16 protein-coding genes and 1 other RNA gene are annotated in these 17920 nt (G+C 51.0%); 8 read left to right on the top strand and 9 right to left on the bottom strand.

Annotated elements, in window-relative coordinates:
• Positions 1-9: 9 nt before the first annotated feature.
• The 6 genes from sufS to OGV57_RS04910 all read right to left on the bottom strand — a co-directional run bounded on the left by sufS (position 10) and on the right by OGV57_RS04910 (position 6469).
• Positions 10-1230 (bottom strand): cysteine desulfurase SufS, encoded by a 1221-nt coding sequence (sufS, locus tag OGV57_RS04935; protein ID WP_054528322.1) that lies wholly within the window; start codon positions 1228-1230, stop codon positions 10-12.
• Positions 1227-2498 (bottom strand): Fe-S cluster assembly protein SufD, encoded by a 1272-nt coding sequence (sufD, locus tag OGV57_RS04930; RefSeq protein WP_054528321.1) that lies wholly within the window; start codon positions 2496-2498, stop codon positions 1227-1229. Before sufD ends, sufS begins: the two co-directional genes overlap by 4 nt.
• Positions 2473-3219: a Fe-S cluster assembly ATPase SufC gene (gene sufC, locus OGV57_RS04925; protein WP_003029383.1), complete on the bottom strand. Its 747-nt coding sequence runs from the start codon at positions 3217-3219 to the stop codon at positions 2473-2475. Before sufC ends, sufD begins: the two co-directional genes overlap by 26 nt.
• A 16-nt stretch (positions 3220-3235) precedes the next feature.
• The gene (sufB, locus tag OGV57_RS04920) at positions 3236-4723 is read right to left on the bottom strand and encodes a Fe-S cluster assembly protein SufB (protein ID WP_054528320.1); all 1488 of its coding nucleotides are present in this window, start codon (positions 4721-4723) and stop codon (positions 3236-3238) included.
• An 8-nt stretch (positions 4724-4731) separates the two neighbouring features.
• On the bottom strand, positions 4732-5100 hold the full coding sequence (sufA, locus tag OGV57_RS04915) for a Fe-S cluster assembly scaffold SufA (protein ID WP_003029385.1): 369 nt from the start codon (positions 5098-5100) through the stop codon (positions 4732-4734).
• Between the two features lie 490 nt (positions 5101-5590).
• Complete coding sequence (locus tag OGV57_RS04910; protein ID WP_016150140.1) at positions 5591-6469, bottom strand: LysR family transcriptional regulator; 879 nt, start codon at positions 6467-6469, stop codon at positions 5591-5593.
• 122 nt (positions 6470-6591) lie between these two features.
• On the opposite strand from OGV57_RS04910, the gene OGV57_RS04905 reads away from it, so the two are divergent.
• Positions 6592-7443 (top strand): Vmh family MBL fold metallo-hydrolase, encoded by an 852-nt coding sequence (locus OGV57_RS04905; protein WP_044712276.1) that lies wholly within the window; start codon positions 6592-6594, stop codon positions 7441-7443.
• 66 nt (positions 7444-7509) lie between these two features.
• On the opposite strand, the gene OGV57_RS04900 is transcribed toward OGV57_RS04905, so the two are convergent.
• From OGV57_RS04900 to ydiJ, 3 genes are all read right to left on the bottom strand, one after another.
• On the bottom strand, positions 7510-7698 hold the full coding sequence (locus tag OGV57_RS04900; protein ID WP_003836591.1) for a YdiH family protein: 189 nt from the start codon (positions 7696-7698) through the stop codon (positions 7510-7512).
• Positions 7699-7775: 77 nt separating this feature from the next.
• Positions 7776-8186 (bottom strand): 1,4-dihydroxy-2-naphthoyl-CoA hydrolase, encoded by a 411-nt coding sequence (menI, locus tag OGV57_RS04895; RefSeq protein WP_003030541.1) that lies wholly within the window; start codon positions 8184-8186, stop codon positions 7776-7778.
• Complete coding sequence (gene ydiJ, locus OGV57_RS04890; protein ID WP_003836595.1) at positions 8183-11239, bottom strand: D-2-hydroxyglutarate dehydrogenase YdiJ; 3057 nt, start codon at positions 11237-11239, stop codon at positions 8183-8185. The genes menI and ydiJ overlap by 4 nt, the downstream gene beginning before the upstream one ends.
• A 213-nt stretch (positions 11240-11452) precedes the next feature.
• Here ydiJ and ydiK point away from each other — a divergent pair, with 213 nt between their 5' ends.
• The 7 genes from ydiK to aroD all read left to right on the top strand — a co-directional run bounded on the left by ydiK (position 11453) and on the right by aroD (position 17797).
• On the top strand, positions 11453-12562 hold the full coding sequence (gene ydiK, locus OGV57_RS04885) for an AI-2E family transporter YdiK (protein ID WP_003030544.1): 1110 nt from the start codon (positions 11453-11455) through the stop codon (positions 12560-12562).
• A 184-nt stretch (positions 12563-12746) separates the two neighbouring features.
• An RNA gene (rprA, locus tag OGV57_RS04880) (antisense sRNA RprA) lies at positions 12747-12854 on the top strand.
• A 157-nt stretch (positions 12855-13011) separates the two neighbouring features.
• Positions 13012-13368, top strand: coding sequence for a YdiL family protein (locus OGV57_RS04875; protein WP_016150137.1), 357 nt, complete (start codon positions 13012-13014; stop codon positions 13366-13368).
• A gap of 48 nt (positions 13369-13416) precedes the next feature.
• A complete protein-coding gene (locus OGV57_RS04870) occupies positions 13417-14637 on the top strand; it encodes an MFS transporter (protein ID WP_049002403.1) in 1221 nt (406 codons plus the stop codon).
• Positions 14638-14878: 241 nt separating this feature from the next.
• Entirely contained in the window at positions 14879-16114 is a 1236-nt protein-coding gene (locus tag OGV57_RS04865; RefSeq protein WP_003836601.1) for an MFS transporter, read from the top strand.
• A 21-nt stretch (positions 16115-16135) separates the two neighbouring features.
• Positions 16136-17002: a quinate/shikimate dehydrogenase gene (gene ydiB, locus OGV57_RS04860; protein WP_003836604.1), complete on the top strand. Its 867-nt coding sequence runs from the start codon at positions 16136-16138 to the stop codon at positions 17000-17002.
• A gap of 36 nt (positions 17003-17038) precedes the next feature.
• A complete protein-coding gene (aroD, locus tag OGV57_RS04855) occupies positions 17039-17797 on the top strand; it encodes a type I 3-dehydroquinate dehydratase (RefSeq protein ID WP_003836605.1) in 759 nt (252 codons plus the stop codon).
• The last annotated feature ends 123 nt before the right edge of the window (positions 17798-17920 follow it).

The following is a 17920-nucleotide window of genomic DNA, read 5'->3' as shown; positions in this document are numbered from 1 at the left end:
GCCTCCCTGTTAGCCCAGTAAATGGTGAATACGCTTGAGGCCCGTTACCAGGCGATCCACTTCTTCATGGGTGTTATACATTGCAATCGACGCCCGGCACATCGCGGGAACGTTATAAAAGGCCATCAGCGGCATTGCGCAGTGATGCCCCGTCCGCACGGCGATGCCATAGTTATCGAGAAAACTCCCGACGTCATAGGCGTGATGCTTGCCGAGGTTAAACGCAATCACACCCAGACGGTTATCCGGTCCGTAGATTGTTAAATCCGGCACATCCGCCAGCTGCTCCAACGCATAGCGCATTATGAACTGTTCATATTCGCTGATTTCAGTCAGCCCCAGCGCTGAAACATATTCAATAGCCGCGCCGAGTCCGATAATGCCCCCGGTGTTCGGCGTTCCGGCTTCAAACCGCCAGGGCGCTTTGGCCCACGTCGTTCCCTGACTCAAACTCACCGTCGCAATCATTGAACCACCGCCTTCCCACGGCGGCATCTCCTGCAGCAGCGACTCTCTGGCATACAGAACGCCAATACCGGTTGGACCGTAAAGTTTATGCCCGGAGAAAACATAAAAATCGCAATCCAGCGCCTGCACATCCACCTGATGATGCATCACCGCCTGCGCACCATCCACCAGCACTTTCGCGCCGTATTGATGCGCCAGCGCGATCATCTCACCCAACGGGTTTCCCGTGCCCAGCACGTTAGATACGTGGGTAATCGCCAACAGCTTCGTGCGATCGTCAAACAGCGTCGGCAGCGTTTCCAGCTGCAACGTACCATCGGCATTGAGCGGGATAACGCGCAGTTCTGCACCTACGCGGGCACACAGCATCTGCCAGGGCACAATATTGGCATGGTGCTCCATTTCGCTGATGATAATGTTATCGCCCGCCCGCACATTGCTGCTGCCCCAGCTGTTCGCCACCAGGTTGATGCCCTCCGTCGTACCGCGAACAAACACCAGCTCTTCGGCGGAGCGGGCGTTAATAAACAGCGAAACGAGCTTGCGCACATTCTCCATTTTTTCCGTAGCCTGAGCGCTCAGCGTATGGATACCGCGGTGGACCGCCGCATAGCCGTGACGGTAGAACTCGGCTTCGGCATCAATCACCTGGTTCGGCTTTTGCGCGCTGGCCGCGCTATCCAGATACGCCAACGGTAAACCATTCACTTCACGCGTCAGAACCGGAAAATCGGCCCGCACTTTTTCAATGGGAAATGTCATGCTACGCCTCCCGGCAAGCGTTGGGCGATCCGTGCCAGTACCTGTTGTTTCAGCGTTTCCTCGCCCAGGGCTTCCGTTAGCTCAGCGGCAAACGCATAGAGAATCATTTGTTGGGCATCTTGCTGGCCGATCCCGCGCGAACGCAAATAGAACATCTGCTCGTCGTCGATCCGCCCTACCGTCGCCCCGTGACTGCATTTCACGTCGTCGGCATAGATTTCAAGCTGCGGCTTGGTATCCACTTCCGCCAGTTTACCGAGCAGCAAATTATTATTGGTCATCTGGCCATCGGTTTTAATAGCGTGCTGAGCGACGTTGATCAGGCCATTGAATACCGCCCGCCCCTTATCGCTGACTATCGTTTTATGCAGCTGGCGGCTGTTGCAATATCCTTTGTTATGCTCAAGCCAGGTGCGGGTGTCGCAGACTTCATTTTTCACCGGCATTGCCAGGCTGTTGAGCCGAAGCGTGGTGTTTTCGCCGTTAAGCTGGGTGCTGGTGTTATGACGCAGCACCGCATCACCGAGTAAAAAACTGTGGCTGGCGGCCGTGGCATCCGCCCCCAATTGAATGTCATTGTGCGCGAAATGGTGGCTCTGTGGGTTCTCAAACGCCAGTTTGATGTGGCGCAAGTGCGCATTCGCCGCGACATTCATGGTTAAACGTGCGCCAGTGAAATGGCGAAGCTCGCTGAGGCTGACATAGTGTTCAATAACGGTGGCTTCTGCGCCTTCCGCCAGCTCCAGATGGTGGCGATAGTGCGCCGTGTTCACCTCATCGCCCGCCAGCCCCTGGGTAATGTGCAGTAGCAGCAGCGGTTTCGCTGGGCGCTGGTTACGCTTCACCTGAATGTGAGTGACGCTACGCGACAGGCTTTCGGTCAGGTGCAGAAACACTTCCGGTTGGATAGCCGCTGGCAGCATCTGGCGCGCATCGTCAATGGTAATGTCAAAACCACTACCTTCCACTCTGTCGCTCAGCGTTGGAGAGAATTGCCCGTCGACAAATACCAGTCGTATGGCATCAATTGCCGGCGCTAACGCTTCACACTGGGCTGACGTTATCTCAGTGACATGACTGACAAACTGGCTATTGGTTAACCCCTCCAGCGGCGTGTATTTCCAGTCCTCATGCTTACGCGTTGGCAGCCCCAGACGCAGCATCTGCTGCAGATGCTGCTGGGCATGTTGCGAGCGCGTCTCACCTTGCGTTTCAAACAGATGGTGCCACTGTTGCAGCACGTTACTGCTGTTCGCTAAGCCAGCCATAACCTTGCTCCTCAAGTTGTTTGACCAGCGTAAAATCACCGGACTTCACTATTCGCCCCTGGTAGAGAACGTGAACATAATCGGGTTTGATATAGTCCAGGATGCGTTGATAATGGGTGACGATAATGAATGAACGTTGCCCGTCGCGTAGTGAGTTCACGCCGTCTGCGACGATTTTCAGCGCATCGATATCCAGCCCGGAGTCCGACTCATCCAGAATGCACAACTGAGGCTCCAGCACCGCCATTTGCAATATGTCATTACGCTTTTTCTCACCGCCGGAGAAACCAACGTTGACCGAACGCGTGAGCAAATCTTCCGGCATCTTCAGCAACGCAATTTTTTCTTCCATCAGATCCTGGAAGTCAAACCTGTCCAGCGACTCTTCACCACGGTAGGTGCGCACCGCATTCAGTGCCGTTTGCAGGAAAAACTGATTACTGACGCCGGGGATTTCCACCGGATACTGGAATGCCATAAAGATCCCTTCGCCGGCCCGGTCTTCCGGTGACAGTTCCAGTAAATCCTTACCGTTGAATTCTACCGTCCCGCCGGTGACTTCATAGTCATCACGTCCGGCCAGGGTGGCGGAAAGCGTACTTTTCCCGGAACCATTTGGCCCCATAATGGCGTGCACTTCTCCGGGGCGAATTTCAAGACTCAGCCCACGCAGGATCGCCTTATCTTCCACACTGACCTGTAAATCTTTGATGCTTAACATGTGCTTTCCTTAAATTTTAACCGACGCTGTGTTCAAGACTTATGGCGAGAAGTTTTTGCGCTTCCACGGCAAATTCCAGCGGCAGTTCAGAGAACACGTCTTTACAGAAACCATTCACGATCATCGAAATGGCATCCTCTTCGCTGATACCGCGCTGCAGGCAGTAAAACAGCTGATCTTCGCCAATGCGCGACGTCGTGGCTTCGTGCTCGAGCTGGGCGCTGTTGTTACGACACTCCACATATGGGAATGTGTGCGCTCCGCAATCCGCCCCGATCAGCATCGAGTCACATTGGGTATAGTTGCGGGCGTTGGTGGCGGTCGGCATGATTTTCACTAAACCGCGATAGCTGTTCTGGCTGTGTCCGGCGGAGATCCCTTTCGAGATAATGGTCGATTTGGTGTTTTTACCGATGTGGATCATCTTGGTGCCTGTATCGGCCTGCTGATGACCACTGGTCAGGGCCACGGAGTAGAATTCGCCGATAGAGTTGTCGCCACGCAAAATGCAACTTGGGTATTTCCAGGTAATGGCCGAGCCGGTTTCCGACTGCGTCCACGACATTTTGCTGTTTTCACCTTCGCACAGAGCGCGCTTGGTGACGAAGTTCAAAATGCCGCCGGTGTTACCATCCCCGGGGAACCAGTTTTGCACCGTCGAGTATTTCACTTCGGCATCTTTGTGGATGATGACTTCTACCACCGCGGCATGCAACTGATAGCTGTCGCGCACCGGGGCCGAACAGCCTTCGATATAGCTGACGTAGCTGCCCTCATCCGCGATCAGAATGGTGCGTTCAAACTGCCCGGTTTTTTCTGCATTGATACGGAAATAGGTCGACAGTTCCATGGGGCAACGCACGCCTTTCGGTACATAAATAAACGTGCCGTCAGATGCCACCGCTGCATTCAGCGCGGCAAAGAAGTTGTCATTACCTGGAACCACGGTGCCCAGATATTGTTTTACCAGCTCAGGATGATCGTGAATCGCCTCACCGAACGAACAGAAAATAATGCCCTGTTCCGCCAGTTTGTCGCGATAGGTGGTCGCCACCGATACCGAGTCAAAAATAGCATCAACCGCCACCTCTTTGCCTTCACGGACCGGTACGCCAAGCTGTTCAAAGGCATCCTCAACCTCTTTGCTTAAAAACGCATTCGCCCCCGTTTGCTGCACCGCTCCCGGCTCAGATGCGCAGGTTTCATCGCAGTTACCGCAGGACGGTGCGGAATAATAGCTGTACTCCTGATAATTCAGCTTGTCGTAGTGCGCTTTTAGCCAGTGCGGCTCTTCCATCGTCAGCCATGCCCGAAAGGCATTCAGGCGGAATTCCAGCATCCAGTCGGGTTCATTACGTTTTGCCGAAATCGCGCGCACGACCTCTTCGTTGATCCCTTTCGCCAGCTCATCGGTTTGCAGTTGGGTGAAGAAGCCCTCTTTGTAATTAAGGTGCCCGCCAGCCCAGGTGTTGACATCGTCAGTTGCTTCAGTATTACGAGACATAGTACCGCCTATACCCCAAAACTTTCGCCACAGCCGCATTCGTTCTGGGCTTTCGGGTTATGAAATTTAAATAACTGATTTAATCCTTCGCGAACGAAATCGACTTCTGTGCCGTCGATGAACGGCATCGCCTGTAAAGGCACATACAGTCTGGCGCCATCCGTTTCAAACAGGAGATCGTCTTTTTGGGCCTCGCGCACGGTATCCAGCACGTAGCCGAATCCCGCGCATCCCGTTTGCTTCACGCCCAGGCGTACGCCCAACATGTCGGGTTGCTTTGCCACCAGTTCACGGATATGCGCCGCAGCCGCAGGTGTTAACGTCAGTCCACGCCAGGCAAAATCGTCCGGGTTAAATGTTCCTGAATGCAATTCCATAGGGTTACCTCGAGTCACTAGCTTTTAAGCTATAACAACATGTTAGTGATAATGATTATCACTTCAACCCCTCAACAGCAGGGGCATTCGGGTTAACCGCCCTTTTTGACTACTTTTACTAAGCATAGACCCTGCAGCGAGGGTTTACAGGAATGGAATTATTTGTTCAATGCATTGATTAATAATGGATTATAGAAATCTAATCGTTCAGGCAGGTCAAAGATTAAAAGATGTATAGATAATGTCTATTTAAGGGATAGGTAGGGATAAAAACAGGGAAAACAACTATTCAAATAATATGCTAATGACAAAAAACCCTTAAGTCTGCTTGCTGGCAGGCTTAAGGGTTCCGGCCCCATCCGGCGCTTATCTCCGGCACTCACAATGGCTTAGCTCTTGAAGGGACGATAAGAATAATCTCATACACCGTTAAGTTTTTTTTAACACAACTTGCGGTTTGACTATTTTGTGAGCACGTTTAGCTACCTTTTTAGCATTGCGCCGCCCCACTAAGCGCATCCAGCAGCAAACGTAGCCCCGCAGGCTGATGCTCCCGAGAAAGGTATAAGCCATAAATTGGTAAGCATTTAGGTTGAAGTTCTGGCAGTAATCGAATTAACGCTCCCTGCGCCAGCCCTTCCTGCGCTTCCAGTTCTGGCACCAACGCGATCCCCATTCCTGCCACCGCCGACTCGCAGAGCAGCGAAGAGATCCCTGCACTCAAATTCCCTTTGATTGCAACGGAGACAGACTGCCCCTGGGCATCCAAAAAGTGCCAGGATTGTCCGGCAAAACCGCTGTAGTACAGGCAATTGTGCCGAGTGAGATCGTCGACTGTCTCAGGCGTGCCATGTTGATGCAGATAATCTGCGGACGCGCAAAGTACCGATTTACAGTCGCCCAACCGACGGGCGATGGTTCCTGGCTCGGGATTATCCGTTATGCGGATCGCCACATCGATGCGTTCCCCCACAAGGCTTACCGGTTGATTATTGATCTCCACCTCAATACGTAATTGCGGATATTGCTCCATAAACGCCGGCAGAACCGGAGCAAGAATATGCATGGCGGTAAAATGGGCGCAGGCCACACGTAGCGTGCCTGAGGGAATTTGCGCGCCACTGGCGGCACCAATATCCAGCGAAAGTTGCGCCAGAGAACGCGTTTTCAGTAATGCCTCTTCACCCGCTGGCGTGATCGTTAAGCGACGCGATGAGCGATGAATAAGCCTTGCGCCTGCCCATTTCTCCATCTCGTCGAGGTAACGACTGACCATCGGACGGGAAAGCCCCAATGCACGTGCAGCGGCGCTCAGACTGCCCAAATCACAGATATGATTAAATACCATTGCCGCCATCACTCTGTCCATTGCATCCCATCCGATCGTTTTATGAAACTCAGCATGTCCTAATGAGGGAATTCTAACAGATACGAATATGCTTAAAATACGGGAACTATCAAAAGACAATTCCCTGCATAAGGTTACCTGGTATGAAAGTTAAATCTCTGGCCCTGCTGTTACCTCTGTTTGCGTCTTCAGCTTTCGCCGCACCGCTACAGCTGAACGTCTATAATCCGCAGGAGAAGGGTATTTTCCCGGTCTCTTCGACGCTGGTGTCTGGCCCCAAAGAGGCGATTTTGTTTGACGCCCAGTTCAGCACCAAAGATGGCGAACAGCTGGTGCAGATGATTCGCGCCAGCGGTAAAACGCTGAAGGCTATCGTGATCACTTCCGGCGATCCGGATTTCTATTTCGGTCTGCAACCTATCGTCAACGCTTTCCCACAGGTAAAAGTTCTGGCAACACCGCAGGTGGTAGACCATATCCGCGCCACCAAAGAGGCCAAACTGCAATTCTGGGGCCCGCAAATGAAGGACGGCGCGCCAACATCGCTCACCGTTCCGCAGGCGACGACGCAAACGCAGTTCACGGTTGATGGTGAACCGCTGGAACTGCGTCACTCCAACGATTATGCAGCGTATATCTGGATCCCGGCGAATCGGGCCATTATTGGCGGCACAGGCGTGGCTTCAGGTATTCACGTCTGGACGGCGGATACACAATCTGAAGAACAGCGTAGTACATGGCGTAACGTACTGAGCGAAATGCAGAGCTTACAGCCCACTCAAGTGGTCCCGGGTCATTACATTGGCGAACGCCCAACCGGCGATAAAGCTATTCGCTTCACCCAGGACTATTTGCAGTCGTTTGAGCAGGTGTTAGGGGCGAAGAAAGGATCGGATTATGTGATTAAAACCATGACGGCAGCATGGCCAGGTCTGGCAGACGCAAGCTCGCTGGAACTAAGTGCGAAGGTTAACAGCGGTGAGATGAAGTGGTAATGAAGATTTAAGGCAAAAATAACCCCGAACACGTGTCGGGGTTTCGTTACGATAAGCATACCGGAATCAATGAACGCCCATGCGCCAGGCAAAATAGATCTCTTCTTTCAGTTCCATCGAGGAGAGCGCCAGTAAATCAGCAAACTCCAGTTCGAGCTGTTTCAGCCTTTTCAGGTACTGAGCCGGTGAAAGATCGGTTTTATCACGACGTAAAAATTCTATTGCCAGTTGGGCAGGGTCTAATTGGGTAGACATATCATCCTCGCTTGTGTTCAAAACCTGCACAGTATAACACCATTCCCTGTGCAGATAATGACCAAAAGCAATATGCATCACAAAATTGCGGTCGTCAGACGCGAAGTACAGCACAATCGTCCCTGCTCATCGAAGATCTCTATTTGCCAAACCTGGTGACGAGAGCCGGTATGTAACGCGCGACATACGCCCCTGACGTGCCCTTCCCGCGCAGAACGGATATGGTTGGCGTTGATCTCCAGGCCCACCACTTTCTGCTCACCCTGAGTACACAGGTATCCCGCTACTGAACCAATACTTTCCGCCAGCACCACGGATGCGCCGCCGTGCAGCAACCCAAAGGGTTGTTTGGTGCGATGGTCCACCGGCATTGTAGCTTCCAGCGTATCGTCACCAATGTGCACAAAACGAATATCGAGCAGCCCAACCATATTTCCTTCACCCATGGCATTGAGCGCCTCGAGTGTGACTTCACGTTTCCAGATCATCCTATAATCTCCAGCAGTGCCTGTAATGGGTGGCGAACGCCCGTACCTTCAACGCGTTTAACCTGACTGCGACAGGAGTACCCGGTAGCCAGACAACGGTTACGTGGCAATCGTTGCATTGCCTGGTGCCATGATAACTCATAGATCCCCAATGAGTTTTGGTGATTCTTCACTTCGTGGCCGTAGGTGCCAGCCATACCACAGCATCCCACGCTGACGTTCTCCAGCTTTGCGCCAAAGCGAGCAAAAATAGCCGCCCACTGTGCAGGCGCGCCCGGCAAGGCCGTCACTTCGGTACAGTGACCAAAGAAATACCACGGTTCACCGCCAACAGCGACTGGCTGCTGTGCTTCCACAGCTTTCGATAACCATTCGTTGGCTAGCAACACATGGAAATCCCCCCGTTGTTCACCCAGCACCATCTTGTATTCATCGCGATAACAAAGCACCAGCGCCGGATCAACACCCACCATCGGAATATTCAGCTTCGCTACCCGGTTAAGAAACTCGGATGTCTTTTTCGCCGTTTTGGCAAAACGGTTTAAGAAGCCTTTAATGTGCTGCGCCTTGCCGTTTGGCGAAAACGGCAGCAGTACCGGCTGCATGCCCAGCTTCTCTACCAGACGTATAAAGTCAGCAACCACCTGCGCATCGTAATAGCTGGTGAAAGGGTCCTGCACCACCAGCACCGTACGGGCTTTTTGCTCAAGGCTGAGTAATTCGAGCTGTTCCAACGTCATATTGGCGGAGCGATGCCCCACCAGTTGGCGTTGCAGCGACGGTGCAGACAACAGAGGTAAATCAACCATTCCAATGTGCTTTTTAGCCAGGTTTCGCACCAGCGGCTGGTTGATGAAGAAGTTAAACGTTTTGGGCGCTCGTGCCATTAACGGCGCATAGCTCTCAACGGTCGCCACCATGTGATCGCGCAACGGGCGCAGATAACGCGTGTGGTACAGCTGGAGGAAGCGCGAACGGAACTCCGGTACATCAATTTTAATTGGACACTGGGTGGAACAGGCTTTACACGCCAGGCAACCTGACATCGCCTCTTTTACTTCGTGTGAGAAATCGTATTCACCCTTGCGCGCATGCCAGCTGTTGCGGGTACGGGCAATCAGCGAACGTAAACTGGCGCGTTTTTCCGGTAGCTCTTTTTCCAGCTGTATTGGGTCAATCCCGCGATCCGCTAACAAACGCAGCCATTCACGCACTAACGTGGCTCGCCCTTTTGGCGAATGAATACGGTTGAGGCTGATTTTCATCGACGGACACATAGGGCTTTTCGCATCGAAGTTAAAGCATAACCCGTTGCCGTTACACTCCATTGCCCCGCGCCACTCCTGGCGTACGGCCAGAGGGATCTGACGGTCATACGTTCCGCGTTTCACCGCGTCCACTTTCATCATCGGCGCATCTACGTCTTCCGGTGGACAGATTTTCCCAGGATTCAGCCGGTTTTGCGGATCAAACACCGATTTCACTTTGCGCAGTTCGCGATACAGCTCCTCGCCGAAGAACGCCGGGCTATATTCTGCACGAAAACCTTTCCCATGCTCGCCCCACAGCAAACCGCCATATTTCGCCGTCAGCGCCACAACATCATCAGAAATGCGTTTCATCAGCACTTCCTGCTGCGGGTCACACATATCCAACGCCGGTCTGACATGCAGCACGCCTGCGTCTACGTGACCAAACATGCCGTAACTCAGGGCGTGGCTGTCGAGTAGCGCGCGGAACTCGGCAATATAGTCCGCCAGATGCTCCGGCGGAACGCAGGTATCCTCGGCAAACGGAATTGGCTTCGCGGAACCTTTTGCATTGCCCAGCAGACCGACTGCCTTTTTGCGCATGGCGTAAATTCGTTCGACTCCCGCCAGTTCGGTACACAGCTGCCAGCCAATGACACCCGCTTCCTGACGAGCGATTAAGCCATCCAGACGTTCACACAGTGCGCTGACCTGCGAATTAATCAATACTTCGTCGTCACCGGCAAACTCTACAATGTTCAGACCCAGCATCTCTTTATCAGGTACATCGGTAATCAATTCACTTACCGAGTGCCAGACGATATCTTCCCGCGCCAGATTGAGTACTTTGGAGTCAACAGTTTCTACCGACAATGCGCGTGCTTCCACCATCACCGGCGCATTACGCAACGCCGAGTCGAAAGAGTCGTACTTGACGTTAACCAGTTGTCTGACTTTTGGCAGCGGGGTGATATCCAGACGGGCTTCGGTGATAAACGCCAGCGTACCTTCAGAGCCGGTGAGAATGCGGGTTAAATCAAATTCGGTCATCTCATCGTTAAAGACGTGCCGTAGATCGTACCCGGTCAGGAAGCGATTAAGTTTCGGGAATTTATCCATGATCAGCTGTCGGTTATCGCGACAACGTTCATAAACGGTCTTATAGATGCGGCCAATGGTGGTATTGCTTTTCCCCAGCATTTCGGCAAGCTCGATCGGCATTGGCTGAGTATCAAGAATATCACCGCCCATCAGCACCGCACGGATGCCCAACACATGATCGGAAGTTTTACCGTAAACCAACGATCCTTGCCCGGATGCATCGGTGTTGATCATCCCGCCGAGTGTTGCCCGGTTACTGGTGGATAATTCCGGGGCAAAGAAATAGCCGTAAGGCTTCAGAAACTGGTTGAGCTGATCTTTTATCACCCCGGCTTCTACCCGCACCCAACCTTCTTGCGGGTTGATTTCAATAATGCGGCTCATATAGCGGGACATATCAACAATAATGCCCTGGTTCAGCGCCTGACCGTTGGTCCCGGTGCCGCCGCCGCGCGGGGTAAAAATCAACGACGAGAAAAGCGGTTCTGCCGCCAGACGGGCGATTAGCGCCACATCTGCGGTTGAACGAGGGAAAACGACAGCATCAGGTAGCAGCTGATAAATACTGTTATCCGTCGACATTGTTAGACGATCGGCATAGCTCGTTGCCGTATCGCCCGTAAATCCTTGCTGCTCCAGCGCCTGCAAAAAGTTGAGCACCAGTTGAACGACACCTGGTGCCTGAGAAATTTGTGGAATCATTATAGTGACCCTTTCCTGCGGTCTGTGTTGTGAATTTAATCGTTTGCGTGTTGCTTTGTTTGTTGTATCACATTTTTTTCTAATACGCTCAGCAGATTTACAGGCAGAATCCGCCTGTTCAAAACCGCTGAAATTGCTCATCATTACAGGGTGTGATTTAAGTATTCACGTCGCGTCAACGTTCTGGCGCAAAGACAAAGGTGAAAAGTATTTATGGTAAATTTCCGTCAGCCCAGGGATATTGCACAAGTGCTGCTATCGGTGCTGTTTTTAGCCATCCTGATTGTGGCCTGTCTCTGGATTGTTCAGCCCTTTATCCTCGGTTTTGCCTGGGCAGGCACGATTGTCATTGCAACCTGGCCTATCCTGCTACGCTTACAAAAATTGCTCTGGGGACGCCGTTCACTTGCCGTACTGGTGATGACGCTGTTGCTGGTGCTGTTGTTCATCATCCCCATCGCGCTGCTGGTTAACAGCATCGTCGATGGCAGTGGGCCGCTGATCCATGCCGTAACCGCAGGTGATATGACACTACCGGATCTGGCATGGTTGAACAGCATTCCACTGGTGGGTGCCAAAATGTATGGCGCATGGCACAGCTTACTGGATATGGGCGGTTCGGCGATTATGGCCAAGGTTCGTCCTTATATCGGCACCACCACCACCTGGTTCGTCGGTCAGGCCGCGCATATCGGCCGCTTTATGATGCACTGTGGCCTGATGCTGCTGTTCAGTGCCCTGTTGTACTGGCGCGGTGAACAAGTCGCATTAGGTATTCGTCACTTCGCCTGCCGTCTTGCCTCAAAACGTGGAGATGCTGCCATTCTGCTGGCAGCACAAGCCATTCGCGCCGTCGCATTAGGCGTTGTGGTCACCGCTCTGGTACAGGCAGTGCTCGGGGGTATTGGTCTGGCGGTAACCGGTGTGCCGTATGCCACACTGCTGGCGGTATTGATGATCCTGTCATGTCTGGTGCAACTTGGGCCGCTACCGGTACTGATTCCGGCCATTATCTGGCTATACTGGACGGGGGATTCAACCTGGGGCACCGTGCTGCTGGTGTGGAGCGGCGTGGTCGGAACACTGGATAACGTGATTCGACCGATGCTGATTCGCATGGGTGCCGATTTGCCACTGCTCCTGATTCTCTCCGGAGTCATCGGCGGATTGATTGCCTTCGGCATGATTGGTCTGTTTATCGGTCCAGTAGTACTGGCCGTTTCCTGGCGTCTGTTCTCCGCCTGGGTAAACGAAGCCCCTGCGCCAGGTACCAATCCGGATGAAATCCTCGAAGAAATTGCTGAAATCGAACGCAATAAGTAATCCAACATCAGGCGGCAACGCCGCCTGATTGTTTAACAATACTAATCAATCCCTCCCTCTTACGGGATTAGAACCAACTTCGTCCCTCTTTCAATACTCATTTGTGTCGCAAATTCTTTACAGTTTTTAAACTATTGAGATGAATCTGATCGACGTAAAAAATCAGTATGCCTACTATTAGCCCATGGCTTTAGATCAACACATTGATTTATAAGCATGGAAATCCCCTGAGTGAAACAACGAATTGCTGTGTGTAGTCTTTGCCCATCTCCCACGATGGGCTTTTTTTTGTCCTTCGCGCGCCACTCCACCAACCTTAACGCACTAACACATTATCTTCCCCGTCAAGGACCAAATAATATTGCACAAAATACTGTGACTCTCTTCAAGCCGAAATATCCACAGCAATGTTATTACTATTCCACCGTCTTTTATGAAGCGACCAAATAATGAACGCATTAGAGCTACAGGCGATCCGCCATATTTTTGCTATGACGGTGGAAGAAAGCGCCAGGTATATCGCGCACGATGACAATGTTGTCGCCTGGCAACAATGGGAAAAGGGTGAAAGAGAAATTCCAGACGACATTGTCCGCATTTGTTCAGAAATGAAAGCCAAGAGGAAGTTAAGAATTAATGCAATTATCGACAAAATAAATAACCGCATTGGTAATAACACCATGCGTTTTTTCCCCGATCTGAACGCTTTTCAGGCGGTTTATCACCACGATGGTTTTCTCGACTGGAAAATCTATCAGTCGGCAGCTGTTGAACTCTATGCTCACGATCTCGAGCGTATGTGTTAAGAGATCGCAACGCCATACCTATTTAGCCTCTTCGCTGAGTAACACATTATGAAAAACACCTATTTCTCCACTGCGATAGGGCTGTACCTAAATTACCTGGTGCACGGCATGGGGGTCATTCTGATGAGCCTCAATATGTCTTCACTGGAACAACAGTGGCAAACCAATACCGCGGGCGTCTCGATTGTTATTTCCTCACTCGGTATCGGCCGCTTAAGCGTTTTATTAGTAGCAGGGATGCTTTCCGATCGCTATGGTCGCAGACCATTTATTATCCTTGGTATGACCTGCTACCTGATTTTCTTTATTGGCATCATAAATACTCACAGTATTTTTCTTGCCTATGCTTTTGGTTTTTTAGCGGGAATGGCAAACAGTTTTCTCGATGCCGGAACCTATCCCAGCTTGATGGAGGCATTCCCCCGTTCACCCAGCACGGCCAATATTTTGATAAAAGCCTTCGTCTCCAGCGGTCAGTTCCTGCTGCCAATGATTATCAGTCTGCTGGTATGGGCCGAAATCTGGTTTGGCTGGTCCTTCCTGCTGGCGGCAGCCGTAATGATACTCAACGGTGTGTTTTTATTTCGCTGTCGGTTTCCGCCACATCCCGGGCCTCATACCGTCATCCGGGCTCAACCGGCTGAACGGGAAACCGGACAATCTAAACATCGTTGCTCCCTGCTCGACCTTGCCAGTTACACCCTGTACGGCTACATCGCAATGGCAACATTTTACCTGGTAAGCCAGTGGCTGGCGCAATACGGACAGTTTGTCGCCGGAATGTCCTATACGTTATCTATCAAACTGTTAAGCATTTATACCTGCGGCTCTCTACTGTGCGTGCTGATCACCGCCCCGCTGGCGCGAAAAGCAGAACGCGCGACATCGATGCTGATGCTGTATACGTTTATCTCATTTGTCGCACTGCTGATGGTTTGTCTGCATCCGACACCTATCGTTGTCATTATCTTTGCGTTTGTCATCGGTTTTTCTTCCGCAGGGGGCGTTGTGCAAATCGGTTTAACGCTGATGGCCGCACGCTTTCCGCATGCGAAGGGCAAAGCGACCGGTATTTACTACAGCGCGGGCAGCATTGCGACCTTCACCATTCCATTGATAACAGCAAAACTCTCTGAAACCAGTATTGCTCACATCATGTGGTTTGATACTGGCATAGCCGCTGTTGGATTCCTGTTGGCGTTGTTTATTGGTTATCGCAGCCACATCACGTCAAAACATCAGCTAAAGATGATACAAGCCGTAAAATAAGCGTGGATGCAATATTGTTCCCCTCTTCTGCAAAATAATTGACTTCAGTTTTAAAACATCAGCAAAACACTGGCTGGCAGAGTTCGATTTCACAGTGTGTTATGCAATATACCTGGTAACTTAAACGCCATGCTATGTAGGTTCTGTGGTTGCCGCCCAGTATATTAATTACAAGGTCGCCGCAATTTAAACAATATCGACGAGCACAGAACAATTTTAAAATCCGCAAGGAGTTGTGAAAATGTCTCAAAGCAAGACCTTTAATACGCCATTTCTTTTGGCGATAATCTGTATTTATTTAAGTTATTTCCTACACGGCATTAGCGTCATTACACTGGCGCAAAACATGACCTCTCTTGCAGAAAAGTTTTCCACCGACAATGCAGGAATTGCCTATTTGATTTCAGGCATTGGTCTGGGGCGACTGGTGAGCATCTTATTCTTTGGCGTGCTCTCAGATAAATTTGGTCGTCGGGCTATCATTCTGTTAGGCGCTATTCTTTATATACTGTTCTTCTTCGGTATTCCCGCCAGCCCTAATCTGATGATTGCCTTTATTCTGGCCGTTTGCGTTGGCGTGGCAAACTCGGCACTGGATACCGGCGGGTACCCGGCGTTAATGGAATGCTTCCCTAAAGCCTCTGGCTCAGCCGTTATCCTGGTGAAAGCTATGGTCTCGTTTGGGCAGATGATCTACCCCATCGTCGTCAGCACCATGCTGCTAAACCATATCTGGTACGGTTATGCGGTCATTATCCCGGGTGCGTTGTTTGTCGTCATTACCTTGATGCTGCTAAGAAGTCGCTTCCCTGGCCAGATGGTGGATGCTGGCATCGCGAAAGATCTGCCACAGATGAACAGTAAACCGTTGGTCTGGCTGGAAGGTGTGGCATCCGTCATGTTTGGTGTTGCTGCCTTTTCGACTTTTTACGTCATCGTGGTCTGGATGCCAAAATATGCGATGGCCTTTGCCGGCATGGCAGAATCTGACGCACTGAAGACAATCTCTTACTACAGTATGGGATCATTGGTCTGCGTATTTATTTTTGCCGCTCTGTTAAAAAAATGGGTTCGACCTATTTGGGCAAATGTGTTTAACGCCGGGCTGGCAACCATCACCGCAGCCGTCATCTACTTATATCCCTCTCCGCTGGTGTGTAACGTCGGTTCATTTCTCATTGGATTCTCTGCCGCTGGCGGTATTTTACAGCTCGGTGTCTCGGTGATGTCTGAATTCTTTCCCAAGAGCAAAGCCAAAGTCACCAGTATTTATATGATGATGGGTGGCGTAGCCAACTTTATTATCCCATTAATCACCGGATACCTCTCTAACATTGGTCTGCAGTACATCATTTTGCTGGACTTTGCATTTGCTCTGCTGGCCTTCATCACCGCCATCATCGTCTTTATTCGTTACTACCGCGTATTTGATATCCCCAAAAATGATGTGCGGTTGGGCGAACGTTATTTTCAATAAATTGTTTAGAAGGAGTATCAAATGGACGTAACTGCTAAATATGAACTAATTGGATTGATGGCCTACCCTATCAGACACAGTCTGTCGCCTGAAATGCAAAATAAGGCATTAGAAAAAGCGGGATTGCCATTCACTTATATGGCATTTGAAGTCGATAACTCAACGTTTGCTAATGCAATTGCCGGGCTGAAGGCCTTAAAGATGCGTGGTACAGGGGTCTCAATGCCCAACAAGCAGCTAGCATGTGAATATGTTGATGAATTAACACCTGCCGCCAAACTGGTCGGTGCAATTAATACTATCGTCAATGATGATGGTTACCTGCGTGGTTACAATACCGATGGCACGGGTCATATTCGTGCAATTAAGGAAAGTGGTTTCGATATCAAAGGTAAAACCATGGTACTGTTGGGCGCAGGCGGTGCGTCGACAGCCATTGGTGCACAGGCAGCGATTGAAGGCATCAAAGAAATTAAACTCTTTAACCGCCAGGATGAGTTTTTTGCCAAAGCGCAGGAGTTTGCCAAACGCGTCAATGAAAACACCGACTGCGTGGTCACTGTTATCGATCTCGCCGATCGCCAGGCTTTTGCTGACGCACTTGCCAGCGCGGATATTTTAACCAACGGAACAAAAGTCGGCATGAAGCCGCTGGAAAATGAATCTCTCGTGACCGACGCTTCCCTGCTACGTCCGGAACTGCTGGTAACCGAATGCGTCTACAACCCGCATATGACCAAATTATTGCAGCAGGCACAAAGTGCTGGTTGCAAAACAATTGATGGTTACGGCATGTTGTTATGGCAAGGGGCTGAACAGTTCAAGCTCTGGACCGGGAAAGATTTCCCGCTGGAGTATGTGAAACAGGTTATGGGTTTTGCCGCCTGACGGGCAAGCATTTGTAGAATAGTTAAAGGGTAATCAATGAAAACCGTAACCGTAAGAAATCTCGTTATTGGCGATGGTGCGCCGAAGATCATTGTGTCGCTGATGGGTATAGACATCGCAACGGTAAAAAGCGAAGCGCTGGCCTATCGCGAAGCGGATTTCGACATTCTGGAATGGCGCGTTGACCATTTCGGCGATGTCTCTTCCACAGATGCCGTGCTGGAAGCGGCTCGCGCCATCCGCGATGTGATAGCGGACAAACCGCTACTTTTCACCTTCCGCAGCGCCAAAGAAGGCGGTGAACAGGCACTGTCTGTCGAAAACTATATTGCACTTAACCGCGCGGCGGTAGACAGCGGTCTGGTAGATATGATCGATCTGGAACTGTTTACCGGAGACGAACTGGTCAAAGCGACCGTCGAGCATGCGCACGCGAAAAATGTCTTTGTGATTATGTCCAATCACGATTTTCATAAGACACCAGCTGCAGAAGAGATTGTCCAGCGCCTGCGTAAAATGCAGGAACTAGGCGCAGACATCCCCAAAATTGCCTTGATGCCGCAAAATAAAGCGGATGTTCTGACACTGCTTAGCGCCACGCTGGAAATGCAAGAACGCTATGCCGATCGCCCGATAATCACCATGTCGATGGCTAAAACAGGGGTGATTTCACGTCTGTCTGGTGAAGTTTTCGGTTCAGCGGCAACCTTTGGGGCAGTAAAAAAAGCCTCCGCCCCAGGACAAATTTCGGTCACCGACCTGCGTACTGTATTGACAATATTGCATCAGGCTTAATTACAGATATATCCATATTAATATCAGTAATGCCCTACCCCAGATATTCGTCTAACCACGGATATCTGGCCGATGATTAAACTTTATTAAATAACTCACAATATTATTGTCGAATATAGCGAC

It is taken from the genome of Citrobacter sp. Cf087 (assembly GCF_030334285.1).
In the GTDB taxonomy this organism is placed as follows: Bacteria; Pseudomonadota; Gammaproteobacteria; order Enterobacterales; family Enterobacteriaceae; genus Citrobacter; species Citrobacter freundii.
This window is presented reverse-complemented; position numbering and strand designations above follow the sequence as displayed.